Here is a 22,774-nt window from a genome sequence, read left to right on the forward strand (position 1 = left end):
TCCACGAAGCCGGGGACGACGGTGTGGCCGGTGAGGTCGAGGTCGCCGGGCTCGGCCGCCCCGCTCGCGACGGCCGCGATGCGGTCGCCCTCGACGGCCAGGCGGTCACCCTCGACGACGCCGCCGGGCAGCACCAGACGGGCTCCGGCCAGGGCAGTACGGTCACGGTCCGCGGCGGTCACGCGGTCACCTCCATCGAGAGCAGATCCCAGGCGAGCAGGCCCGCGCCCAGGGACGCGGCGGTGTCTTTGAGCATGGCGGGTACGACCTTCGGGGGCATCTGGAACGTCAGACGCTCGGTCACCGCCGTGCGCAGCGGGGCGAAGAGCGTGTCACCGGCCTCGGCCAGCCCGCCTCCGACGATCACCGTGGACGGGTCGAGCAGGCTCTGGGCGAGGATGATGCCGTCCGCCAGGGCGTCGACGGCCCGCCGCCAGACGGCGAGGGCGCGGTCGTCCCCGGCGTCCACCGCGGCGGCACAGGACGCCGCGTCGGCGTCGGGGTCGCCGCTGGCCTCGGCCCAGGCGCGGGAGACGGCGGAGGCGGAAGCCAGCGTCTCCAGGCAGCCGCGGGCGCCGCAGCCGCACGGCGGGCCGCCCGGGCGGACCACGACGTGGCCGATCTCGCCGCCGTAGCCGTGCGCGCCGGCCTCGATCCGGCCGCCGATGCCGATGGCGCCGGCGATGCCGGTGCCGAGGGCGATGAACAGGAAGCGGTCGACGCCCCGGCCGGCGCCGAGCCGGCCCTCGGCCAGGCCGCCCGAACGCACGTCGTGGCCGAGGGCCACCGGCATCGCGGTGCCCTCAGGGCCGGCCAGGCGCTCGCCGAGGAGCTTGCGCAGCGGGAGGTCCCGCCAGCCGAGGTTGGCGGAGAAGACCGCGACGCCGTTCTTCTCGTCGATCGTGCCGGGGACGGCGACGCCGGCCGCGAGCGGGGCGACGCCGAAGCGGCGGCGGCCCTCCTCCGCCAGGTCGGTGGCGAAGTCGAGGATGGCGGCGACGACGGCGTCGGTGCCGTGCTCCCGCCCGGTCGGTCGGCGTGCCTCGAACAGCACGGAGCCGTCCTGGGCGAGCAGCGCGGCCTTCATGCCGGTGCCGCCTACATCGAGTGCGATGACGTGCTTCACGGAGGACAGTTTCCCCTGGCGGGTTGAAGAGGTCTAGTCCAGTTGTCGGATTGGTCTGGTCCATGCGGGTGAGCTTTGTCGCAGCCGCGGAAGCGGGTTCCGCGCTCGGGGGCGCGTCCGGGGTGGGGCCGGGTGGAGTCCGGGTGGAGTCCGGGGCGGGGGCGGGACGAGCGGGGGTGTTGCGCATCGTGCAACGACTCCGGGCACTTCGGTAACTACTGGGGCGGGGTGGCCCAGTGGTGTGGACCACTGGTCGGCGGATTTGGCAGTGTGGCGCCTCTCCCCTGCCGGATTCCCTCGTACCGGCGGCAGTTCTTCCCCTAAGGCGGTACCCGCGTTGAACAGGCGCGTCCACGTTCCCACCCGTGTGCTCGGCAGTGTGCTGGCCGGAGCACTGGCACTCGGCGCGGTCGGCGCGTGCAGCGGGCAGGGCGACGGGACCGTCACCCTCAAACTGGTCGCCGCGGACTACGGGGAGAGCCAGGAGACCAACTCCAAGCACTACTGGGACGGCGTCGCCAAGGCCTTCGAGGCGGCCAACCCCGGGATCAAGGTCAGCGTCGAGGTCGACAGCTGGACCGAGATCGGCAAGAAGGTCGAGGACATGATCGCGGCCGGCGCCTCGCCGGACCTGCTGCAGAGCGGCGGCTTCGCGGACCAGGCCGCGGCGGACCGGCTGTACCCGGCGGCGGACGTCCTCTCGATGGACACCCAGGCGAACATGCTGGACACCTTCGCGCACGCCGGTCAGGTGCTCGGCAAGCAGTACGGGATCCCGTTCGTCTCCTCGTCGCGGGTGCTCTTCTACAACAAGGCGGTGTTCCGGCAGGCCGGGATCGCGCAGCCGCCCACCACGTGGAGCGAACTCAAGCAGGACGCGGAGAAGATCAAGGCCAAGGTGCCCGGGGTGATCCCGTACGGGCTTCCGCTGGGGCCGGAGGAGGCGCCGGCCGAATCCATGCTGTGGACGCTCAGCGGTGGCGGGAGCCTCTCCGACGACGTCGGCAACTACACCATCGACAGCCCCCAGAACCAGGCGACCTTCAGCTGGCTCAAGAACAACCTGGTGAGCCCCGGGCTGACGTACCCGGACCCGGGGAAGATGAACCGCACCCCGGTGTTCCAGGACTTCGCGGCCGGGAAGGTCGCGATGCTGAACGGGCACCCGACGCTGCTGCGGATGGCCACCGCCGGGAACATCGACTTCGGGACGGCACCGATCCCCAAGAAGGACGGCCTGGGGCGCACCGGGAGCCTCGGGGTCGCCGACTGGATGATGGCGTTCAAGAAGAACGGGCACAAGAACGAGATCAAGAAGTTCCTGTCGTTCGTCTACAGCCAGGACAACCAGCTGAAGTTCGACGAGCAGTACAACCTGCTGCCGGTCACCCAGGACGCGTTCAACCAGATGTCGACGGACCCGAAGCACGCGGCCCTCAAGCAGTTCGCGGCCGGGCTCGCCAACGCGAGCTTCTACCCGTTCGGGGACCCGGCCTGGGGGCAGGTCAGCAACCAGATCAAGGCGGGGATCGGGCAGGCGGTGACCACGGACCCGAAGCTGGTGCTCGGCGGGTTGCAGGACGCGGCGGTCAAGGAGGCGGCGCGGGTTCGGCAGCAGTAGCGCGGGTTCCGTGGGCCCGGTCCGGGGAGTCCCCGGACCGGGCCTTCGGCGTTCTCGGGTGCGGGTGCGGGTGCGGGTGGGGGTGGGGGGTGGTCAGGGGGGTGGGTCAGGGGAGCGTGATGGCGTAGGCCTTGCGGAGGGTTTCGTGGATCGTCCAGGTGGTGCGGTCGCCCTCGCGGAGGACGGCGCAGTCGCCCGGGCCCACCTCCAGGGTCGGGCCGTCCTCGACCTCGATGGTGGCGCGGCCGCTGAGCACCACGAACATCTCGTCGGCCTCGACGTCGGTGACCACGCCCGGGGTGATCTGCCAGATCCCGCGCAGCTGACGGCCGTCGGGGGACTCGGAGAGGACCTTGCCGGTGACCTCGGGGGTGCCGGAGACGATCTGGGACGGGTCGAGCGGGTCGGGGCCGAGGTCGGCGGTGGGGATGTGCAGGGCGAAGCTGGGGGTGGTGGGCGTGGTCATGGGGGTGACGTTAGCCGGGGGCGGGGGCGCGGTGGGATGAGCAGTCTGTGTCGGGGGCGGGCGGGAGAATGACAGTCCGTAGTGGGCGGTGTGTTCGGGGGAGGTGTTCAGGCGGAGGTGCGTGTGGTGGGTGAACTGAGTGAGCGGGACCGGGCGGTGCTGGCGCTGGAGGGGCGGCAGTGGCGGACGGCGGGGGCGAAGGAGCGGGCGATCCGGGAGGAACTGGGGCTGTCTTCGACGCGGTACTACCAGCTGCTGAACGCCTTGCTGGATCGGGAGGAGGCGTTGGCGCATGCGCCGGTGTTGGTGAATCGGTTGCGGCGGGTGAGGGAGGGGCGGCGGGGGGCTCGATGAGGGTCCGCTGGCGCGGGGGGTGGTGTGTGGGTGGGTGCTCTCGGGAGGGTGGGTGCCGGGGCGGCTCCGGGGGTGGCCGCTCCGAGGGGCTGGATGATTTTCAGACTGCCGACTCTGTTCTGCGGGGGTGGGGGCCGTTGGCAGTCTGAAAATCACCCGCAACGCCCCTCTCCGGGCCACCCCCTGCGCCGCCCCTTCCGCAGCGCGTCCCTCTCGCGGGGGCGGGTGAGGGGGAGGTGGGGTGGGTGTGGATGTGAGTGGGTGGGTGGGGGGTGCTGGGGGTGGGGGTTGTTTTTGGGTGGGGGCTTTGGGGCTGGGGGCCTGTGGGGTAGGGGGTTCGGTATGGGATTCGAAGACGTGTGGGTGCCGGGGACCGAGGCTGGGCGGGATGGGGTGCGGGCGATCCTGCGGGAGCCTCGGGATGCGGTGGTGGGGTTGGACTTCGACGGGACGTTGGCGCCGATCGTGGCGGATCCGAGTCGGGCCAGGGCGCATCCGGGGGTGGCGGGGGCGTTGCGGGTGCTGGCGCCGGCGGTGGGGGCCGTGGTGGTGGTGACGGGGCGGCCGGCGGCGTTGGCGGTGGAGTACGGGGGGTTGGCGGGGGTGCCGGGGGTGGTGGTGCTGGGGCACTACGGGGCGGAGCGGTGGGAGGGGGGTGTGGTGACGGCGCCGGAGGTGCATCCGGGGGTGGCGGGTGTGCGGGAGGCCTTGCCGGAGGTGTTGGCGCGGGTGGGGGCGCCCGACGGGGTGTGGGTGGAGGACAAGGGGCGCTCGGTGGCGGTGCACACCCGGCGTACGGCGGCGCCGGAGGCGGCGTTGGAGTCGTTGCGGGCGCCGGTGGCGGAGCTGGCCGCTGCGTACGGGCTGGTGGTGGAGCCCGGGCGGCTGGTGCTGGAGCTGCGGCCGCCGGGGGTGGACAAGGGGGCGGCGCTGACCGGGTTCCTGCGGGAGCGGGGTGCCCGGTCGGTGTTGTACGCGGGGGACGACCTGGGCGATCTGGCGGCCTTCGCGGCGGTGGAGCAGTTGCGGGGCGAGGGGCTGGCCGGGCTGCTGGTGTGCAGCGGGGCGGTGGGGGACGCGCCGGTGAAGGAGTTGGCCGACCGCGCGGACCTGGTGGTCGCGGGGCCGGCCGGGGTGGTGGAGCTGTTGAGGGCGCTGGGGGAGGCCCTCACGGGGAGCTGAGCGGGCCCAGCGCGTTGAGCTGGTCGAGGAACCACTGCTGCGGGGGGAGCGCGGTGGCCGCCGCCGCGAGGCGCTTGGTGCGGTCGGCGCGCTCCTCCTCGGGCATCGTGAGGGCGGTGTGCAGGGCTTCGGCGGTGGCGATCACGTCGTAGGGGTTGACCGTGAGGGCGTCGTCCTTGAGCTCGGTGTGGGCGCCGGCCTCGCGGGAGAGGACCAGGGCGCAGCCGCGGTCGGAGACCACCGGGACTTCCTTGGCCACCAGGTTCATGCCGTCCCGGATGGGGTTCACGAGGGCGACGTCGGCCAGGCGGTAGGCGGCGAGGGAGCGCGGGAAGTCGTCGTTGACGTGCAGGATCAACGGCTGCCAGGTGGGGGTGGCGAACTCGGCGTTGATGGCCTCGGCCAGGTCCCGGACGGCGGCCGTGTAGGTCCGGTACTCGGCCAGGTCGGTACGGGACGGGTAGGCGAAGGCGATGTGGACCACCCGGTCGTGCCACTCGGGGCGGGTGCGGAGCAGGTGCCGGTAGGCCTGGAGGCCGCGGACGATGTTCTTGCTCAGCTCGGTGCGGTCGACCCGGACGATGGTGCGGCGGTCGCCGACGGAGGCGCGCAGGGCGGTGAGGCGTTCGTCCACGTCGGGGCGGTGGGCGCGCTCGCGCAGGAAGTCGGCGTCGGCGCCGAGGGCGTGGACGCCGAGGCGGGTGGTGTGGTCGACGAGGGTCCCCCCGGCCGAAGGCCGGGGGAGGGTGACGGTGAGCGCCTCGTGGTCGACCGTGGCGCCCAGGAGGTCCTGGCAGCAGGCGGCGAAGGCGCGGGCCCAGCGTTCGGTGAGGAAGCCGGCCCGGTCGGCGCCCAGGATGCCGGTGAGGACGGCGCGGGCGATGTCGTCCGGGAGCAGCCGGTAGTACTCGGGCGGGGCCCAGGGGGTGTGCGAGAAGTGGCCGATCCGCAGGTCGGGACGGGCTTCGCGGAGCAGGGCCGGGGTGAGGGAGAGGTGGTAGTCCTGGATCAGGACGGCGGCGTTCGGGGCGGCTTCGGCGGCCAGCGCGTCGGCGAAGGCGCGGTTGTAGGCCTGGTAGGCGGCCCATTCGGTGCGGAAGTCGGCGTCGAAGGCGGGTGCGGTGGGCGTCGCGTAGAGCAGGTGGTGGACGAACCACAGGGTGGAGTTGGCGACGCCGTTGTAGGCGCGGGCGAAGGTCTCGGCGTCGATGTCCAGCATGCGGACGGCCTGCCCGCCGACGTCGTGGCCGGCCAGGTCCAGGCGGCCGTCGGGGGCTTGGGCGGCGGCTCTGCGGTCGGCGTCGTTCAGGGCCGCGCAGACCCAGACGGCGTTCGGGTCGTCGATCGCGGAGAGGCCTGAGACCAGCCCGCCGCCGCCGCGTCGCAGGGTCAGCGTGCCGTCGTCGGCCGTACTGAACGACACCGGTCCCCGGTTGGAAGCCACCAGGACGGGGGCGGTGCCGGTCGCACTCGAACGTTCGGTCGTGAGATCGCCCATGGTTGGGATGTTGCCGGGGCTCCGGGGTGGCAAACCCGTCAGCGGTGGGTGGCGTATTCGGGGACGGTGTGCATGGGGGGGCGTTCCAGGGCGGTGATGGGGTGGGTGTGGCCGGTGAAGGAGCGGGTGTCGGGGTCGCGGGTGAACTGGGTGAGCTCGGGGCGGACGAGGTCGGCGGAGGCCTTGAGGCGGTGGGTGCGGTCGAGGCGTTCCAGGGCGGTGCGGTAGATGGTGGCGGCCATCCGGCCGAGGGCCTGGCTGTCCTGGTGGCGGTGGTGCCGGACGCCGACGTCGACCTGGGCCAGGGCGTCCAGTCCGACCAGCTCCAGCGCGTCGACCAGCAGGCCGAGTTCGACGCCGTAGCCGGTGGGGAAGGGCAGCCGTTCGAGCAGTGAGCGGCGGGCCGCGTACTCACCGCCGAGGGGCTGGACGAAACCGGCGAGCTCCGGCCAGTGGAGGTTGAGGAGGGGTCGGGCGACGAGTTCGGTGACGCGGCCGCCGCCGGCCGGGACGACGGCGCCCGAGTCGGTCTCTAGGGGGCGGTCGTACATGGCCTTGACCAGCTGGATGGACTCGTCGGTGAGCAGCGGGCCGATGGTCCCGGAGACGAAGGCGGGGTCGAACTCGCGCAGGTCGGCGTCGACGAAGCAGACGATGTCGCCGCGGGTGACCAGCAGCGAGCGCCAGAGCACCTCGCCCTTGCCGGGGGCGGCGGGCAGCCGGGGCAGGATGGCGTCGCGGTGCTCGACCCGGGCGCCGGCCTCGGCGGCGACGGCGGCGGTGGCGTCGGTGGAGCCGGAGTCGACCACGACGAGTTCGTCGACCAGCGGGAGGCGTTCCATCAGCTCGCGGCGGACGGTGCGGACGATGTCGCCGACGGTGGCCTCCTCGTCCAGGGCGGGGAGGACGACGCTGACCGTGCGCCCGGTGCGTTCCTTGGCCGCGAGGAGGGTGCGGACCGGCCGGTCGGCCGCGCTCCAGGAGCGCCGGCGCAGCCAGGACGCCGCCTGCGGGAGGAGCTCGGGGGTCGGTTGGGCGGGCACGGAAGTCTCCTCGGCGGGTCGGGTGGGACGGCTCATCTCGCGTGGCGGACGGTCCCGTTCAGGATTGACGCCTTCGGATACAGTCTTCGTACAGCGGTCGGACCTTCGCACGCCGGGGTCACCGTTGAGCACCACCACAATTTCACAAGCTCATCCAGAGGGACTGAGGGAACGGCCCGTTGACGTCCCGGCAACCTTCCCGCGCGGCTGTCGTCGACAGGCCCCGGCGGGACAGGTGCCAATTCCGGCCTGTGGCGCGACCGCGCCGCGGGGAAGATGAGGAGAGAGGCCTCGCCATCATGGCTATCGACACCGCCGCACCCGTTTCCGTGGACCTCGGCCCGGCCGCCGCCCTGTCCTGTCGGGAGTGCGGAACCCGATTCCCGCTCGGTCCCAGCTTCGCGTGCCTGGAGTGCTTCGGCCCGCTGGAGATCGCCTACGAGTTCGGCAGCGCGGGCGCCGAGGAGCTGCGCAAGCGGATCGAGGCCGGTCCGACCTCGATCTGGCGCTACGCGCCGCTGCTGCCGGTGCCGGCCGACGTGGCCTCGAAGCCCAACCTCAACCCGGGCTGGACCCCGCTGGTGAAGGCGGACAACCTGGGCCGGGAGCTCGGCTTCACCGCGCCGCTGCACATCAAGGACGACTCCGGGAACCCGACGCACTCCTTCAAGGACCGCGTGGTCGCGTGCGCGATCGAGGCGGCGCGGGCGTTCGGTTACACCACGCTGTCCTGCTCCTCCACCGGCAACCTGGCCGGTGCGGTGGGCGCGGCGGCCGCCCGGGCCGGGTTCCGGTCCTGCGTGTTCATCCCGCACGACCTGGAGCAGGGCAAGGTCGTGATGGCCGGGGTGTACGGCGGCGAGCTGGTCGGCATCGAGGGCAACTACGACGACGTGAACCGGTTCTGCTCGGAGCTGATCGGGGACCCGGCCGGCGAGGGCTGGGGCTTCGTCAACGTCAACCTGCGGCCGTACTACGGCGAGGGCTCCAAGACGCTGGCGTACGAGATCTGCGAGCAGCTCGGCTGGCGGCTCCCCGAGCAGATCGTGATCCCGATCGCCTCGGGCTCGCAGCTGACGAAGATCGACAAGGGGCTGCAGGAGCTGATCAAGCTCGGACTGGTCGAGGACCGGCCGTACCGGGTCTTCGGCGCCCAGGCCGAGGGCTGCTCGCCGGTTTCGGCCGCCTTCAAGGCCGGCCGGGACGTGATCAAGCCGGTCAAGCCGGACACCATCGCCAAGTCGCTGGCCATCGGCAACCCGGCCGACGGCCCGTACGTGCTGGACATCGCCCGCCGGACTGGCGGTGCGGTGGAGGACGTCACGGACGCCGAGGTCGTGGCGGCGATCCGGCTGCTGGCGCGGACCGAGGGCATCTTCGCCGAGACCGCGGGCGGGGTGACGGTCGGCGTGCTGAAGAAGCTGGTCGAGACCGGGCAGCTGGATCCGGCCAAGGAGACCGTCGCGATCAACACCGGCGACGGCCTGAAGACCCTGGACGCCGTCGCCGACGCCGGGATGAGCGCCGTCATCCGCCCGACGCTGGACTCCTTCCGCGCCGCCGGCCTCGCGTCCGCCTGACCCACCCCCACCCCGCAAGGAGAGCCATGAGCGCCACCGTCCGCATCCCGACCATCCTGCGCACCTACACCGGCGGCGCCGCCGAGGTGACCGCCGAGGGCGCCACCCTGGCGGAGGTCATCGCCGACCTGGAGAAGAACCACGCGGGCATCTCCGCCCGCATCCTGGACGACACCGGCAAGCTGCGCCGCTTCGTCAACGTCTACGTGAACGACGACGACGTGCGCTTCGCCGAGGGCCTGGCGACCGAGATCGAGGACGGCGCCGGCATCTCGATCATTCCGGCGGTGGCCGGAGGCTGCTGAGCCGCTCCCCGCCATTCGGCCGCCCGCGCGTACGGAATTCCGTTTTCCGTACCTGCGGGCGGCCCGTTGCATTCCGGCGGGAATATTTACGGGTGGAGTCGGAGTAGAGTGTCGCTCGGTTGGGAACAGGGGTTCCCTCTCGGCCCCGCGCGCGTCCCGCCGGAAGGCGTCCGGACGGTGAGACCGGCCCGGGAAACCTGTCAGGCCGGTGTCAGAATTCCCGTGGGGATTTGGGTAATTCGTCCGCTATGTCCGGCGTTAAATGCCGAGATCTTCCCGATTCGGCCCGTCCTGTCCCTTGCTGCGGCGGCGGAATTACCGGCCGTTGACCCTGTTGCAGAGGGCGTCGGTCCGGATACATTCAGCGGCGGTCGACGCAATCACCCGCTCACCGGAGGCCGCCCGGCGCTCCGCGCGGTGGGTTGCGGCGTGCACGGCTGCGCCCAGGGGGGGTTCCCCGGGCCGGCCTTCAAACCAACCCGGGCCCGCGACCTGCGGGACCGTGAAGGGCCAGCACAGCACTAGGGGAGTTCGGAATGGCTCAGGGCACCGTCAAGTGGTTCAACGCGGAGAAGGGCTACGGCTTCATCGCGGTCGACGGTGGTGCGGACGTCTTCGTCCACTACAGCGCGATCCAGATGGACGGCTACCGCACCCTCGAGGAGGGCCAGCGGGTCGAGTTCGAGATCTCTCAGGGACAGAAGGGCCCGCAGGCGGACATGGTCCGCGCCGCGGGCTGACCCCTTCCGACCCCAGGAGCTCGGCGCGGCCCTACGGCTGGTGACCACTCGCTTCTCGACGGGCCCGTACGACACGTGTCGTACGGGCCCGTCGGCGTTCCCGGGCGCCCCCGGGGACGGCTCGCGGGTTGCCCATTGGGCTTGCACTCGACCACCCGGAGTGCTAATCATTGGCGTTAGCACTCACAGTGTGAGAGTGACAGCGGACCGGGTCGGTGAGGCCCCCGGGAGCGGCAGGGAATGGACCTCCGCGCACCAGGGCCGTCCGTCGCGGGCACCCCTTGGTCCGAGCAGTCGACCGTGTCCCGGAGGACCACTTCTGATGGCCAAGATCATCGCCTTTGATGAGGAAGCTCGCCGCGGCCTTGAGCGTGGCATGAACCAGCTCGCCGACGCAGTGAAGGTCACGCTCGGCCCCAAGGGTCGCAACGTCGTGCTGGAGAAGAAGTGGGGCGCCCCCACGATCACCAACGACGGTGTCTCCATCGCCAAGGAGATCGAGCTCGAGGACCCGTACGAGAAGATCGGTGCGGAGCTCGTCAAGGAGGTCGCCAAGAAGACGGACGACGTCGCGGGTGACGGCACCACCACCGCCACCGTGCTCGCCCAGGCCCTGGTTCGCGAGGGTCTGCGCAACGTCGCCGCCGGCGCCAACCCGATGGCCCTGAAGCGCGGCATCGAGAAGGCCGTCGCCGCCGTCTCGGACCAGCTGCTGGCCCAGGCCAAGGACGTGGAGACCAAGGAGCAGATCGCCTCCACCGCCTCCATCTCCGCCGCCGACACCCAGATCGGCGAGCTGATCGCCGAGGCCATGGACAAGGTCGGCAAGGAAGGCGTCATCACCGTCGAGGAGAGCAACACCTTCGGCCTGGAGCTCGAGCTCACCGAGGGCATGCGCTTCGACAAGGGCTACATCTCCGCCTACTTCGCCACCGACCTGGAGCGCATGGAGGCGACCTTCGAGGACCCGTACATCCTCATCGCCAACTCCAAGATCGGCGCCGTCAAGGACCTGCTCCCGCTGCTGGAGAAGGTCATGCAGAGCGGCAAGCCGCTCGTCATCATCGCCGAGGACGTCGAGGGCGAGGCCCTGTCGACCCTGGTCGTGAACAAGATCCGCGGCACCTTCAAGTCCGTCGCCGTCAAGGCCCCGGGCTTCGGCGACCGCCGCAAGGCCATGCTCGGCGACATCGCCATCCTCACCGGTGGCACCGTGATCTCCGAGGAGGTCGGCCTCAAGCTGGAGAACGCCGGCATCGACCTGCTGGGCACCGCCCGCAAGGTGGTCATCACCAAGGACGAGACCACCATCGTCGACGGTGGCGGCGACAGCGAGCAGGTCGCGGGCCGCGTGAACCAGATCCGCGCCGAGATCGAGAACAGCGACTCGGACTACGACCGCGAGAAGCTGCAGGAGCGCCTCGCCAAGCTGGCCGGCGGCGTGGCCGTCATCAAGGCCGGCGCGGCCACCGAGGTGGAGCTCAAGGAGCGCAAGCACCGCATCGAGGACGCCGTCCGCAACGCCAAGGCCGCCGTCGAGGAGGGCATCGTCGCCGGTGGTGGCGTCGCCCTGCTGCAGGCCGGTGTCGCCTTCGACAAGCTGGAGCTGGAGGGCGACGAGGCCACCGGTGCCAACATCGTCAAGGTCGCGCTGGAGGCCCCGATCAAGCAGATCGCGACCAACGCCGGCCTGGAGGGTGGCGTCGTGGTGGAGAAGGTGCGCAACCTCCCCGCCGGTCACGGCCTGAACGCCGCCACCAACGAGTACGTCGACCTGGTCGCCGCGGGCATCATCGACCCGGCCAAGGTCACCCGCTCCGCGCTGCAGAACGCCGCCTCCATCGCGGCGCTGTTCCTCACCACCGAGGCCGTCATCGCCGACAAGCCGGAGAAGGCCGCCGCGGCCGCCGGCGGCGGCATGCCGGGCGGTGACATGGACTTCTGATCCTGATCGCTTCGATCGGATCGGCAGGACCTCGTCCGCGTGGGCGGTTCCCTTCGGGGGGCCGCCCACGCGGCGTTTCGGCGTTCGGGGGAGTTGCGGGGAGGATGGACGGATGGCTGCTGACGACATCGAGACCGCCCTGCACACCGCACGGGCACTGATCCTGGCCGACCTCACCGCGCGGGACGTGGCGGACGCCGCCGTCGTCTCCCTGGTGGAGCAGGCCGTCACCCACCGGCGCTGGTGGCTGGAGCAATGGCCGGACGGCACCGAGTACGTGCTCGGGCTGGTCGCCCAGGACGTCCAGGACGCGCTGCTGGAGGCGTACGGGCGGTGGCCGCTGTGCACCGTCTGTGCGGCCGACGGCGACCCGCACGCGCTCAGCGTGGAGCCGGAGTTGGGGCCGGAACCGCACTGGGTGTGCGGCAAGCGGGGCGCGGTGGTGGCGCCGGTGGGGGAGCTGGTCTAGACGGTCAGGTCGTGGAGTTCGGCCGTCAGGTTGGCGCGGGCGGCCGCCGTGAAGCGCTCGCGGGCGGTGGGGGTGCGGTAGAGCGCGGGCAGCGCCAGGAGCTGCCGCAGGACGGCGGCGCGGCCGGCCCGGAAGTCCGGCTCGGGGACGAAGCCGTACTCCTCGCGGACGGCCGCCGCGTAGCGCGCGTACGCCTCGGGGGTGCCGCCGAGGACGGCGAGGTCCGCGTCGCAGAGCACCTCGCCGTCGCGGTCCCCGGGCGCCGGGTCGTGGCTGACGGTGAGCAGGACGAGGCGCTCGACCTCGGCGACGCGCTCGGCGGGCAGGCCGGCGGCGGTCAGCGCGCGGACGGCCAGGGCGGCGCTGCGCTCCTCGTTCTCGGTGCGGTCGGGGCGGTAGACGGCGTCGTGGAACCAGGCCGCGAGCCGGACGGCCTCCGGGTCGGCGGCGTGTCCGGCGAGGTCGTCGACGTGCCGCAGGACCGCGCGCAGGTGGTCGGTGGTGTGGTAGCGGCGCTGCGGCTCGGACCAGCGGCGCAGCAGCTCCCGGCCGTACGGCTCCGGGTCGGGGGTGGCGCCGCAGCGGTGCAGCAGGGCGGTCCAGGCGGTGAGCAGGTCGTCGTTCGGCGTGGGCATGGGGGCCATTGTGTCCGGTGGTTCCGGTGGACGGGATGTGCCGGTCGGCGATATATGTAGTCACATGACAGAACGCTCCATGCAGGAGCCGACGCTGCTTCTGCTCACCGCGCTGGCCGATGCCCCGAGGCACGGCTACGCGCTCATCCAGGAGATCGCCGCGATCTCCGACGGCCGGGTGAAGATGCGCACCGGCACGCTCTACGGCGCGCTCGACCGGCTGCTGGGCCAGGGCCTGATCGAGGTCGCCGCCGAGGAGGTGGTGGACGGCCGGGCCCGGCGCACCTACGCGCTGACCGCCGCCGGTCGGGGCGCACTGACCGCCGAGGCCGAGCGGCTGCGGGCGGTGGCCGCCGAGGCTGAGCGGCGGCTCTCCGTCGCCGCTGTCACTCCGAGGGTCAGGGGGGCCTTCGCATGAGCATGACCGGATCGACCGTCGCCGTCCGGACGGCGCTGGCGCTCTACCCGGGCCGGTACCGCCGCGAACGCGGGGACGAGCTGGCCGACGTCTTCGCCGACACCACGGCGGAGGCCGGTCCGGCCGCCAAGGCCAGGGAACTGCTCGACCTGGGGGCGTACGGGCTGCGCATGCGCACCGGCCTGACCTCCACGTCGCGGGGCGGCCGGCTGGCCGCCCTGGCCGCGCCGCTGGTGGTCGGGGCCGCCGCCGGGCTGAAGGGGGGCCACGCCCTGCTGGAGCACCTGGCGGGCGGCGTGAACGGCGTGCCCGATCCGTCGTGGGGCCTGCGGTACTTCCTGCCGTACTGGGGCCTCCTGCTGGGGGCGCTGCTCTCCGCGGGGGCGGCGCTGCTCGGGCGGTGGACGGAGGCGAAGCTGCTGGCCGGGCTGGCGGCCCTGGCGGCGGTGGCGGACCTCGGGGTGGCGGCGGCCCAACCGGAGGTGGCCCAGCCGCTGTGGCAGTTCCTCTACGCCTTCCAGTGGGACGGCCCGTTCGTGCTGTGGGCGCTGGTGCTGCTGGCCGCGCCGAAGGACGCCCTGCCGGTGCCGACCTGGCGCGAGCGGGGCCTGATGGCTGCCGCGGCGGTGCTCACGCCGGTCGTGGCGTACGGGGACGACGTCTACAGCAGCTGGCACCAGTTGGACCCGCAGTGGCGGGCGCTGATGGTCGTCGTGCCGCTGTTGGCGGCGCTGTCGGCGGTGCGCGGCTGGTACCCGGTGGCCGTGCCGGGGCTCGCGGCGCTGCCCTGGGCGGTCAGCGTCAACCTGCACGCGCTCTGGCAGCAGGAGGGCGGGGCCTGGCGGCTGCTGCCGATGGCGGCCCTGACGGTGGTGGCGTCGGTCGCCCTGGCCGTGGTGGGCCGCCGGAAGGGCCCGGTCCGGCGGCAGTCGGCCTGAGCGGCCGGCCCGGGGGTGCGGTCTCGCCGGGCCCGGTCGGATGTGGCAACCTACTGATATGTCTAGACCAATTCTCGAAGTCATCGCGCTGACGCCCCAGGACGCCCAGGCCGCCGAGTCGGGCGGCGCCGACCGGCTCGAACTGGTCACCGACATGGCCGCCGACGGGCTCACCCCGTCCGTCGAGGACTTCGGGCGGATCCGGGCCGCCGTCGGCATCCCGCTGCGGGTCATGCTCCGGATCCGGGACGGCTTCGCCCCCGGCGACCTGGACGAGCTGTGCGCCCGGGCCGGCGCCCTGCGGGCCGAGGGCGCCGAGGAGTTCGTCCTCGGCTTCCTCGACGCCGACGGCGCCGTCGACCTGGCCGCCACCGCGGCCGTCGCCGAGGCCGTGGCGGGCTGCCGCTGGACCTTCCACCGGGCGATCGACCACAGCGCCGACCGGGCCGCCCTGCGGGCCGCCGTCGGCGCGCTGCCCGGGCTGGACACCTTCCTCACCTCGGGCTCGGCGGCCGGCGTGGACGCCGGGCGCGCGGTGCTGTCGGCCGAGCTGGCCCGCGCCGGTGAACCCGGCTACCGCCAGCGGATCCTGATCGGCGGCGGCCTGCGGGCCGAGCACCTGAAGGACCTGCGGGCGGAGGGCTTCGACGCCTTCCACGTGGGCGGCGCGGTGCGGGTGGACGGCTGGCGGACGCCGGTCGACCCGGCCAGGGTCGCCGAGTGGCGGGCGATGATCGACGCCTGAGCGCGGTACGGGAGGGCCGGCCCCGGCGGGGGCCGGCCCTCCCGCGTCACGACCGCAGCCGCTCGGGCAGCGGCTCGTGGTGCACCACGGCCAGCCCGGAGACGGCGCGGGTCAGCGCCACGTACAGGCGCCGCAGGCCGGTCCGCTCGTCCGGTTCGCCGGCGACCACCGCGGCGGGCTCGTCCAGCACCACGTAGTCGTACTCCAGACCCTTGGCCAGCGAGGCCGGGACGAGGGTGAGCCGGGCCTCGGCGCTGGTCTCCGTCCCGGGGGAGAGGTGCGGCAGGCCGGCCGCGGCCAGCGCCTCGGCGAGCTGCGGGATCCGGGCGTCGGCGGCGATCAGGCCGGTGGAGCCCTCGCGCTTCAGGGCCTCCCGGCAGGCTTCCAGGACCGCCTCCACCTGCTCGCCGTCCGGGACGTGGCGGATCGTCAGGGAGCCGGGCGCCTCGCGGACCGAGGTCGCCGGGGCCAGGCCCGGGGCGATCGCCGGGAGCAGCCGGGAGGCGTACGCGATGACCTCCTCCGGCACCCGGAAGCCCTTGGTCAGCTCCTCGATGTGCGCCTCCGGCTTGCCCAGGTGGTGCAGCGCGTCCGGCCAACTCGCCGTCGCCCAGGGGGTGGTGCCCTGGGCGAGGTCGCCGAGGACGGTCGCCGAGCCGGTCGTGCAGCGGCGGCCGACGGCGCGGTACTGCATCGGCGAGAGGTCCTGCGCCTCGTCGAGCACCACGTGGCCGAGCGAGGGGGTGCGCTGCACCAGGTCCGTCGCCTCGTCGACCAGGACGGCGTCGGCCGACGTCCAGCGGGCGGTCCTCACCGAGCGGCCGGGCTTGGGCCACAGCACCGCCCGCTGCTCCTCGGGGGTCAGCACGCCCTCGGCGCACTCGGCCAGGAACTCCGGGTCGGAGAGCAGCCGCAGCACCAGCTTCGCCGGGTCGACGGCCGGCCAGCACTCCTTGACCACCGCCTTCACGGCGCTGTTGCGGGCCACCGCGTCCTGCACCCGGTCGTCCGGGGCCTCGCCGGACTGCTCCATCTTCAGCAGCACGGCGTGCGCGATGCGCTGCGGCAGGGCGTCCCGGGCGGCGCCGTAGCGGACCTCGCGACCCTTCAACTCCTCGATGATCTCGACGAGTTCGTGCACCGGGACGCGCCAGCGGCGGGAACCGCGGACCACCACGCAGGGCTCGGTCGGCAGGGCGATGCCCGACCGCACCGCGCGGCGCAGCACCTCGGCCATCCGGGCGTCGCCCTTCAGCCGGGCCGCCTCCGGGGTGTCCTCGCCCCGGACCTCGACGTGCCCGACGAGTTGCTGGACGGTGGCCTGGGCGACGTCCAGCTCGCCGAGCGCCGGGAGCACCTGCTCGATGTAGGAGAGGAAGGCGTTGTTGGGCCCGATCACCAGGGTGCCGGTGCGGGCCAGGCGCTCGCGGTGCGCGTACAGCAGGTACGCGACGCGGTGCAGGCCGACGGCCGTCTTCCCGGTGCCCGGCGCCCCCTGGACGCAGATGGTGCCCGTGATGTCGGAGCGGACGATCTCGTCCTGCTCGGGCTGGATGGTGGCGACGATGTCGCGCATCGGGCCGACGCGGGGCTTCTCGATCTCGGCGGCGAGCAGGGCGGAGGAGGTCTCCTCCTCGGCGGGGTCGGTGAGGTGCTCGTCCTCGTAGGCGGTGAGCTCGCCGCCGGTGTAGCCGAAGCGGCGGCGCCGCTCGACGTCCATCGGGTCGGTACGGGTGGCCCGGTAGAACGGCTGGGAGACCGGCGCGCGCCAGTCGATCACCATCGGGTCGCCGTCGGCGTCGTGGACGTGGCGGCGGCCGATGTAGAAGCTCTCGCCCCCTCCGCCCTCGCTCAGCTCCTCGCTGATCGCGTGCAGGTAGTCGAGGCGGCCGAAGAACAGCGGGGTGTGGGAGAGGTCGGCCAGGGCGGCGATCCGGGCCTCGATCTGGTTCTGGAGGACGACGGCCGACACCCAGGTGCCGGTCACGTCGCGCAGGTCGAGCGACTCGACGTCCGCGCGCATCGCTCGCAGCGCGGCCCGGGACGCGGCCAGGTGGTCGCGTTCGCGCTGGAGGGGGTCGGGGGTGGGGGTGGCGGGCACAGCGAACCTTCCCGGCTGCCCCGGTGAGTGGGCGCAGCGGATCGATGGAGCTCACGGTGGGGTACAGCCGACCGGTTGCCGTGCGGTCGGCGCCTCCCCCGGCTGCCTGCGGGACTTCAGCAGGTACCACGGTTCGGGAGGGGGCAGGCGGACGATCTTAGACCCCTCCGCCCGGGGGTTCCAGCCCCGCAGGTCAGGGCGGGGCCGGGGGGCTCTCCGGGTTCGCCCTGCGGGGTCTCGGGGGTCCGCCTACACCTGGATGACGAGCTCCGTCCCGGCGGATACGGCCTTTGGAGTGATGCCCGCGGGCGTTCGGGTGCCTACCGTTGAAGACATGAGCACCCAGACCCGCAACCCCCGAACCGGCCCGGCCGGCGCCACCGCCGTCCCCGGGCGCCACCGCAACCCGCTGAGCACCGCCGTCCGCAATGTCGGCATCGCCCTGGACACCGCCGCGCGCGTGATCTTCCTCGGGCGCGACGGCGTCCGCTACTGAGCGTCTCCCGCCGAGCGGGTCCGCGGTGACCCGTCCGCGGTGACCCGTCCGTGGTTACAGCGCGTCGTCCGCGGTCACAGCACGTCGTCCGCGTCGATGATCCGGTACGCGTAGCCCTGCTCGGCCAGGAAGCGCTGCCGGTGGGCCGCGAAGTCCTGGTCCACGGTGTCCCGGGCGACCACCGAGTAGAAGTGGGCCGCGTGGCCGTCCGCCTTGGGGCGCAGCACCCGGCCGAGGCGCTGGGCCTCCTCCTGGCGGGAGCCGAAGGTCCCGGAGACCTGGATCGCCACCGTGGCCTCGGGCAGGTCGATCGAGAAGTTCGCGACCTTGGAGACCACCAGGACGCCGATCTCCTTGTTCCGGAAGGCGTCGAAGAGCTTCTCGCGCTGGGCGTTGCTGGTCTCGCCCTTGATCACCGGGGCGTCCAGGGCCTCGCCGAGTTCGTCCAGCTGGTCGATGTACTGGCCGATGATCAGCGTCTGGTCCTTCTCGTGCTTCTTGACCAGCGCCTCCACCACCCGCCGCTTGGTCGCCGTGGTCGCGCAGAAGCGGTAGCGCTCCTCCGGCTCGGCGGTCGCGTAGGCGAGCCGCTCGGAGTCGGTCAGGGTGACCCGGACCTCGCAGCAGTCGGCGGGCGCGATGTAGCCCTGCGCCTCGATCTCCTTCCACGGCGCGTCGAAGCGCTTGGGGCCGATCAGGCTGAACACGTCGCCCTCGCGGCCGTCCTCGCGCACCAGCGTCGCGGTCAGGCCGAGCCGGCGGCGGGCCTGCAGGTCGGCGGTGAACTTGAACACCGGGGCGGGCAGCAGGTGCACCTCGTCGTAGACGACCAGGCCCCAGTTGCGGGCGTCGAACAGCTCCAGGTGCGCGTAGACGCCCTTCCGCTTGGTGGTCATCACCTGGTAGGTGGCGATGGTGACCGGGCGGATCTCCTTCTTCGTCCCGCTGTACTCGCCGATCTCGTCCTCGGTGAGCGAGGTGCGCCTGACCAGCTCGTGCTTCCACTGGCGGGCCGAGACGGTGTTGGTCACCAGGATCAGCGTGGTCGACTTGGCGTGCGCCATCGCGGCCGCGCCGACCAGCGTCTTGCCGGCGCCGCAGGGCAGCACCACGACGCCGGAGCCGCCGTGCCAGAAGCCCTCCACGGCCTGCGCCTGGTACGGGCGCAGCTGCCAGCCGTCCTCGTCCAGGTCGATCGGGTGCGCCTCGCCGTCCACGTAGCCGGCGAAGTCCTCGGCGGGCCAGCCGAGTTTGAGCAGTACCTGCTTGATCTGCCCGCGCTCTGAGGGGTGCACCACCACGGTGTCCGGGTCGACCCGGGAGCCGACCAGCGGGGCGATCTTCTTGGAGCGCAGCACCTCCTCCAGCACCGGGCGGTCGGTGGTGGTGAGCACCAGCCCGTGCGTCGGGTGCTTGACCAGCTGGAGCCGGCCGTACCGGCCCATGGTGTCGGCGATGTCCACCAGCAGCGCGTGCGGCACCGGGTAGCGCGAGTACGTGACCAGGGCGTCCACCACCTGCTCGGCGTCGTGCCCGGCCGCGCGCGCGTTCCACAGCCCGAGCGGGGTCACCCGGTACGTGTGCACGTGCTCGGGCGCCCGCTCCAGCTCGGCGAACGGCGCGATGGCGCGACGGCAGTCGGCGGCCTTGGGGTGGTCGATCTCCAGGAGAAGAGTTTTGTCGCTCTGGACGATGAGCGGTCCGTCGTTCACGCGGGGAAGCCCTCCACTGGCTGACAGGGTGGTTTGACGCAGACCCTCCAGTGTCGCGCATTCCGCGGGGAACGGGGACGGGCTACTTCCACTCGAACAGGACGGCCTTGCCGTTGCCCTGCGGATCGTTGTCGAACTCGAACAGCCCGACCAGGTCGTTGAGGCGCAGGAACGCGTCGGCGGTGCTCTCGAAGAAGATGCTGCCGCGCCAGCTGACCGCGCCGCCCTCGGTGAAGTGCCCGATGCCGCTGCCGTGCCAGCTGTACGTCTCGCCCTTGTCGGTCATGCCGACGCCCTGGCCCTCGCCGAACAGCGAACCGTCGGGCCGCAGCTCCGACTCGTAGCTGACGAACTCCCGGACCTGGTGGCCGAGGAGCTGGCCGGTGCCGGTCATCGAGACCTCCAGCGCGGGACCGCCGACCGTGGCGAGCACCCGTCGGCCGGTCTCCGTGGTCGTGAACTCCGCGATCCGATCGCCGAGCATGATGCCTCCTTCCGCAATCCCCCACTCCAGCCTGCTCCCGCGCGCGGGAGCCCGGCAACGCGTCGAGTGACCACCGTGCGCACTCGGTCGTTGAGCTGGCCATGAAGACCTCGAAGCGCGTTCTCACCGCCCTCGCCCTGATGGGCACGGCCTTCGCCGCCACCGCCTCCTCGGCCGGGTCGGCCCACGCCCTCGCGGGCATCGGGGAGGGGCCCGGCGGGCTGCTCGCGGCGCCCGGATTCCTGATCGCCGACCAGGTCGGCGGCGGCTCCCTGCCGATCGGGCAGGGGGAGATCGGCAGCCTGGCGGACAAGGCGGTCCAGGAGAAGATGAAGGAGTCGAAGGGGCACTGACGGCCCCTCGCGCGCCCCGGGTCCGCCCGGCTCCGCCCGGGGCCGTGCGGTTCCGCTACTCGTCCAGCTCGGCCACGCCGGTGATGCGGTGGAGGGCGAAGGTGCGCAGTTCGTCGGCGTGGTGGTCGAAGGCGGTGACGAAGCCGCCTTCGACCTTGACCGGGTCGATGATGCGCTGGCTGGCGATGCCCTCGGCGTTGAGGTAGCCGATCCACATCCGCTCGCCGAGCAGCACGGCCGTCTGGAGGGCGGCCAGGGTCTCGGCGGCGGCGGTGCGGGGCAGGTGGCGCCGGTCGGGGGTGGGCTCGCGACGGGCGGCGGTCGCGGCGCGGTCGCCGGCCCGGATGGCCTTGATGGCGGCGGCGAGCAGGGTGTCGTCGGGGGTGGGCGGGCCGTCGGGCACGGGGACGGGGGCCGTCCGGGGCGGGGTGCGGTGGCTGTCCGGGCGGGTGATCAGCACGTCGCCCTCGGCGGACTCGGCGGCCGGGGCGTAGCCCATCGTGCGCAGGGTGGCGAGCAGGACGTCCGGGGCGGCCTGGGCGGCGAGCACGGTGGGGGCGAGCAGCCGGAGCCGCAGCTCGGCGGCGCGGCGGTCGGCGAGCACCTCGTTGAGCAGCGCCGGGTCGTCGCAGCGCAGGTACGAGGAGGCGGCGCCGACCCGCAGGATGCCGTGCCGGCGGGCGACGTCGTCGATCAGGTAGGTGAGCGGCTGCGGGACGGGCGTACGGCTGTGCTGCTCCAGGAAGGCGCGCAGGTCGGCGGCGGTGCGGCCGGCGTCGAGGGCGCGGCGGACGGACGCCGGGGTGAAGCGGTAGACGGTGGCGCCGCCCTTGGACTCGATGTCGGCGCACAGGGCGAGGGCGTGGGCGAGCGGGGTGAGCAGCGGGCCGGGGGCGATCGCGGTGAGGTCCGGCTGGAGGATCACGTGGTCGAGCGGCCGCGGCAGCAGCGGGGCGAGCACCTCGGCCGGGTCGGCCTCGGCGGTGAGCAGGGCGCGGGCGGGGGCGGCGAGGGCGCCGCGGCCGGTGACGCCGAGCAGTTCGGCCTCGTCGAGCGTCCAGGCGGTGAGCGCGTCGCGCAGGTCGCGGCCGTCCGGGCCGGTCGGCCCGCCGCGCAGCGGGCGCTGCCAGCGCAGGGTCGGGAGCAGTTCGTCGGCGGTGGCGGCGGTGCCGGGCGGGAGTTCGGCGAGCAGGGCGAGGGTGGCGCGGCGGACGGACGGGGCGAGGGTGCGGTCGAGTTCGGGGCCGAGCGCGGCGCGGGTCTTGCCCTTGCCGTCCGGGGTGCCGGCGAGGGCGGGGACGCGGGTGGCGGCGAGCCAGGCGGTCGCGAGGACGGACCAGCGCTCGGCGGTGTCCAGCTGGAGCCAGGTGTCGTAGGCGGGGGTGGGGGCCCAGCGCTCGTCCACCTCGCCGTCGGGGGCCAGCAGGCCCGCGGTGTAGGCGAGTTCGAGCCAGAACGCGGCCTGCTGCTCGGTGGTCTCCAGGGCTTGGGCGGCGCGCTTGAGGTCCCGGACGCCGAGTCCGCCGGCGCGCAGGGTGAGCGGCGGGGTGAGGCCCCAGCCGTCCAGGAGTTCCTCGACGGTCTTGACGGCGGTGAGCGCCTGGCCGGCGGCGGCGCTGTCCACGGCCTGGGGATCGCGCGGGGCGGCTGCGGGGGCGGGCACCGGCTGGACCGGCTCGACGGTGCGGTGGGTGCGGCCGCCGCGCAGGTGCAGGGCGAGCTCGCGGGGCAGCACGACGCTGCCGGGGCTGGTCGGCAGCAGCAGGCCGCGGGCGAGCAGCCACTCGACGGGGCTCTGCGCGTCCTCGGCGGTGACCGGCCGGGCGGCGTCCGGGACGGTGCCGGTGGGCGGGCCCCAGACCAGCCGGTCCAGCAGCCGCAGGGCGGGCTCGGGGGCGGTGTCGAGCAGGGCGCTGCAGCGGGCGCGGTCGTTGAGCAGGGCGGTGAGCGCGGCGACGGCGGTGACCGGGTCCGGGGTGGCGGGTTGGTCGGCCGAGGCGAGCAGTTGCTGTAGCCGGGCCGGGGACATCCCGACGGTGGCTTCGGCCAGGGTCGGGCCGAGGCCGGTGCGGCCGGGGTTGGCGGCGGTCGGCGCGAGCGCCTCGCGGACGGCCAGGACCAGGCGCAGGCCGCTGTCCGGGCCCCAGACCAGCGCCCGGTCGCGCAGGGTGGCGAGCGCGCGGGGCAGGGCGGAGGCGACCGCGGACCGGTCGGCCGGGCTGAGCGGGGTGGCGCCGGGGTGCGGCTTGACCTTGGCCGGGCCGGTGAGCAGGGAGCGGACGGTGGCCGCGGAGGTGCCGTCCGGGGTGGTGGCCAGCGCCTCGGCGACCTGCAGGGTGAAGCGGTCCAGCCGCTCCAGGGCGCGCAGCGCGGAGGCGCGCGAGGACAACCGGGCGGACAGCTGGGTCAGGTCCCCGGGGACGGGGTTCAGCAGGTCGGGGCGCGAGCGGAGCAGGGCGGCGAGCGCGTCGTCGGGACGGGCGCGCAGCTCCTCGGCGAGGGTGCGCGGCCCGGCGGCGGACCTGTTCCGGCGTTGGGGGCCCTGCTGTGTGGTCATTCGACC

The 22,774-nt window shown here is 73.3% G+C and carries 22 protein-coding genes, 1 pseudogene and 1 riboswitch; of the genes and pseudogenes, 13 read left to right on the forward strand and 10 right to left on the reverse strand.

Going from position 1 to position 22,774, the window contains the following annotated elements:
• Both ACZ6Y7_RS35305 and ACZ6Y7_RS35310 read right to left on the reverse strand, forming a co-directional pair.
• Window positions 1-182, reverse strand: a pseudogene (locus ACZ6Y7_RS35305) (N-acetylglucosamine-6-phosphate deacetylase); the annotation flags it as partial.
• Window positions 179-1,126 (reverse strand): ROK family protein, encoded by a 948-nt coding sequence (locus ACZ6Y7_RS35310; protein WP_465762044.1) that lies wholly within the window; start codon window positions 1,124-1,126, stop codon window positions 179-181. The pseudogene ACZ6Y7_RS35305 and the gene ACZ6Y7_RS35310, both read right to left, overlap by 4 nt.
• 337 nt (window positions 1,127-1,463) lie before the next feature.
• Between ACZ6Y7_RS35310 and ACZ6Y7_RS35315 the strand changes: the two genes are divergently transcribed.
• Window positions 1,464-2,747 carry an extracellular solute-binding protein gene (locus ACZ6Y7_RS35315; protein ID WP_465762045.1) on the forward strand — a complete coding sequence of 428 codons (1,284 nt, stop codon included), beginning with the start codon at window positions 1,464-1,466 and terminating at the stop codon, window positions 2,745-2,747.
• A gap of 106 nt (window positions 2,748-2,853) precedes the next feature.
• On the opposite strand, the gene ACZ6Y7_RS35320 is transcribed toward ACZ6Y7_RS35315, so the two are convergent.
• Complete coding sequence (locus ACZ6Y7_RS35320) at window positions 2,854-3,213, reverse strand: cupin domain-containing protein (protein ID WP_465762046.1); 360 nt, start codon at window positions 3,211-3,213, stop codon at window positions 2,854-2,856.
• A gap of 126 nt (window positions 3,214-3,339) precedes the next feature.
• Between ACZ6Y7_RS35320 and ACZ6Y7_RS35325 the strand changes: the two genes are divergently transcribed.
• Together ACZ6Y7_RS35325 and otsB are read left to right on the forward strand one after the other, a co-directional pair.
• A complete protein-coding gene (locus tag ACZ6Y7_RS35325) occupies window positions 3,340-3,567 on the forward strand; it encodes a DUF3263 domain-containing protein (RefSeq protein ID WP_402227064.1) in 228 nt (75 codons plus the stop codon).
• 342 nt (window positions 3,568-3,909) lie between these two features.
• Window positions 3,910-4,749, forward strand: a complete 840-nt coding sequence (gene otsB / locus ACZ6Y7_RS35330) for a trehalose-phosphatase (protein WP_465762047.1) — start codon at window positions 3,910-3,912, stop codon at window positions 4,747-4,749.
• Here the strand turns inward: otsB and ACZ6Y7_RS35335 are convergent.
• Window positions 4,736-6,247 carry an alpha,alpha-trehalose-phosphate synthase (UDP-forming) gene (locus ACZ6Y7_RS35335; protein ID WP_465762048.1) on the reverse strand — a complete coding sequence of 504 codons (1,512 nt, stop codon included), beginning with the start codon at window positions 6,245-6,247 and terminating at the stop codon, window positions 4,736-4,738. The genes otsB and ACZ6Y7_RS35335 overlap by 14 nt on opposite strands.
• A gap of 38 nt (window positions 6,248-6,285) precedes the next feature.
• Window positions 6,286-7,290, reverse strand: coding sequence for a glucosyl-3-phosphoglycerate synthase (locus tag ACZ6Y7_RS35340; protein ID WP_465762049.1), 1,005 nt, complete (start codon window positions 7,288-7,290; stop codon window positions 6,286-6,288).
• Between the two features lie 147 nt (window positions 7,291-7,437).
• A riboswitch (SAM riboswitch) is annotated at window positions 7,438-7,573 on the forward strand.
• Between the two features lie 16 nt (window positions 7,574-7,589).
• On the opposite strand from ACZ6Y7_RS35340, the gene thrC reads away from it, so the two are divergent.
• The 5 genes from thrC (at window position 7,590) to ACZ6Y7_RS35365 (ending at window position 12,329) form a co-directional block, all read left to right on the forward strand.
• On the forward strand, window positions 7,590-8,870 hold the full coding sequence (thrC, locus tag ACZ6Y7_RS35345; protein ID WP_465762050.1) for a threonine synthase: 1,281 nt from the start codon (window positions 7,590-7,592) through the stop codon (window positions 8,868-8,870).
• Between the two features lie 26 nt (window positions 8,871-8,896).
• The gene (locus ACZ6Y7_RS35350; protein ID WP_465762051.1) at window positions 8,897-9,175 is read left to right on the forward strand and encodes a MoaD/ThiS family protein; all 279 of its coding nucleotides are present in this window, start codon (window positions 8,897-8,899) and stop codon (window positions 9,173-9,175) included.
• A gap of 536 nt (window positions 9,176-9,711) precedes the next feature.
• Window positions 9,712-9,915: a cold-shock protein gene (locus ACZ6Y7_RS35355; RefSeq protein WP_030057071.1), complete on the forward strand. Its 204-nt coding sequence runs from the start codon at window positions 9,712-9,714 to the stop codon at window positions 9,913-9,915.
• Window positions 9,916-10,237: 322 nt separating this feature from the next.
• Window positions 10,238-11,860: a chaperonin GroEL gene (groL, locus tag ACZ6Y7_RS35360; protein ID WP_465762052.1), complete on the forward strand. Its 1,623-nt coding sequence runs from the start codon at window positions 10,238-10,240 to the stop codon at window positions 11,858-11,860.
• A 112-nt stretch (window positions 11,861-11,972) separates the two neighbouring features.
• The gene (locus ACZ6Y7_RS35365; protein WP_465762053.1) at window positions 11,973-12,329 is read left to right on the forward strand and encodes a hypothetical protein; all 357 of its coding nucleotides are present in this window, start codon (window positions 11,973-11,975) and stop codon (window positions 12,327-12,329) included.
• Here the strand turns inward: ACZ6Y7_RS35365 and ACZ6Y7_RS35370 are convergent.
• The gene (locus ACZ6Y7_RS35370) at window positions 12,326-12,964 is read right to left on the reverse strand and encodes an HD domain-containing protein (RefSeq protein ID WP_465762054.1); all 639 of its coding nucleotides are present in this window, start codon (window positions 12,962-12,964) and stop codon (window positions 12,326-12,328) included. The two genes, ACZ6Y7_RS35365 and ACZ6Y7_RS35370, sit on opposite strands and share 4 nt — an antisense overlap.
• 64 nt (window positions 12,965-13,028) lie before the next feature.
• Here ACZ6Y7_RS35370 and ACZ6Y7_RS35375 point away from each other — a divergent pair, with 64 nt between their 5' ends.
• Genes ACZ6Y7_RS35375 through ACZ6Y7_RS35385 form a run of 3 tightly spaced genes read left to right on the forward strand, consistent with a single transcriptional unit; the run spans window position 13,029 to window position 15,065 of the window.
• Window positions 13,029-13,382, forward strand: coding sequence for a PadR family transcriptional regulator (locus ACZ6Y7_RS35375; RefSeq protein WP_465762055.1), 354 nt, complete (start codon window positions 13,029-13,031; stop codon window positions 13,380-13,382).
• On the forward strand, window positions 13,379-14,320 hold the full coding sequence (locus tag ACZ6Y7_RS35380) for a hypothetical protein (protein ID WP_465762056.1): 942 nt from the start codon (window positions 13,379-13,381) through the stop codon (window positions 14,318-14,320). The genes ACZ6Y7_RS35375 and ACZ6Y7_RS35380 overlap by 4 nt, the downstream gene beginning before the upstream one ends.
• A gap of 58 nt (window positions 14,321-14,378) precedes the next feature.
• Window positions 14,379-15,065: a copper homeostasis protein CutC gene (locus tag ACZ6Y7_RS35385; RefSeq protein WP_465762057.1), complete on the forward strand. Its 687-nt coding sequence runs from the start codon at window positions 14,379-14,381 to the stop codon at window positions 15,063-15,065.
• 46 nt (window positions 15,066-15,111) lie between these two features.
• Here ACZ6Y7_RS35385 and ACZ6Y7_RS35390 read toward each other — a convergent pair whose 3' ends face one another.
• A complete protein-coding gene (locus ACZ6Y7_RS35390; RefSeq protein WP_465762058.1) occupies window positions 15,112-17,166 on the reverse strand; it encodes a HelD family protein in 2,055 nt (684 codons plus the stop codon).
• Between the two features lie 334 nt (window positions 17,167-17,500).
• Here ACZ6Y7_RS35390 and ACZ6Y7_RS35395 point away from each other — a divergent pair, with 334 nt between their 5' ends.
• Window positions 17,501-17,662, forward strand: a complete 162-nt coding sequence (locus tag ACZ6Y7_RS35395; protein ID WP_465762059.1) for a hypothetical protein — start codon at window positions 17,501-17,503, stop codon at window positions 17,660-17,662.
• A gap of 74 nt (window positions 17,663-17,736) precedes the next feature.
• Here ACZ6Y7_RS35395 and ACZ6Y7_RS35400 read toward each other — a convergent pair whose 3' ends face one another.
• Together ACZ6Y7_RS35400 and ACZ6Y7_RS35405 are read right to left on the reverse strand one after the other, a co-directional pair.
• Window positions 17,737-19,374 (reverse strand): DNA repair helicase XPB, encoded by a 1,638-nt coding sequence (locus ACZ6Y7_RS35400; protein WP_465762060.1) that lies wholly within the window; start codon window positions 19,372-19,374, stop codon window positions 17,737-17,739.
• An 82-nt stretch (window positions 19,375-19,456) separates the two neighbouring features.
• The gene (locus ACZ6Y7_RS35405) at window positions 19,457-19,858 is read right to left on the reverse strand and encodes a hypothetical protein (RefSeq protein WP_465762061.1); all 402 of its coding nucleotides are present in this window, start codon (window positions 19,856-19,858) and stop codon (window positions 19,457-19,459) included.
• Window positions 19,859-19,959: 101 nt separating this feature from the next.
• Between ACZ6Y7_RS35405 and ACZ6Y7_RS35410 the strand changes: the two genes are divergently transcribed.
• Complete coding sequence (locus ACZ6Y7_RS35410) at window positions 19,960-20,211, forward strand: hypothetical protein (protein ID WP_465762062.1); 252 nt, start codon at window positions 19,960-19,962, stop codon at window positions 20,209-20,211.
• Window positions 20,212-20,266: 55 nt separating this feature from the next.
• Here ACZ6Y7_RS35410 and ACZ6Y7_RS35415 read toward each other — a convergent pair whose 3' ends face one another.
• Window positions 20,267-22,768, reverse strand: a complete 2,502-nt coding sequence (locus ACZ6Y7_RS35415; RefSeq protein WP_465762063.1) for a helicase-associated domain-containing protein — start codon at window positions 22,766-22,768, stop codon at window positions 20,267-20,269.
• Window positions 22,769-22,774 lie beyond the last annotated feature (6 nt).

The organism is Kitasatospora sp. NPDC053308 (assembly GCF_055585785.1).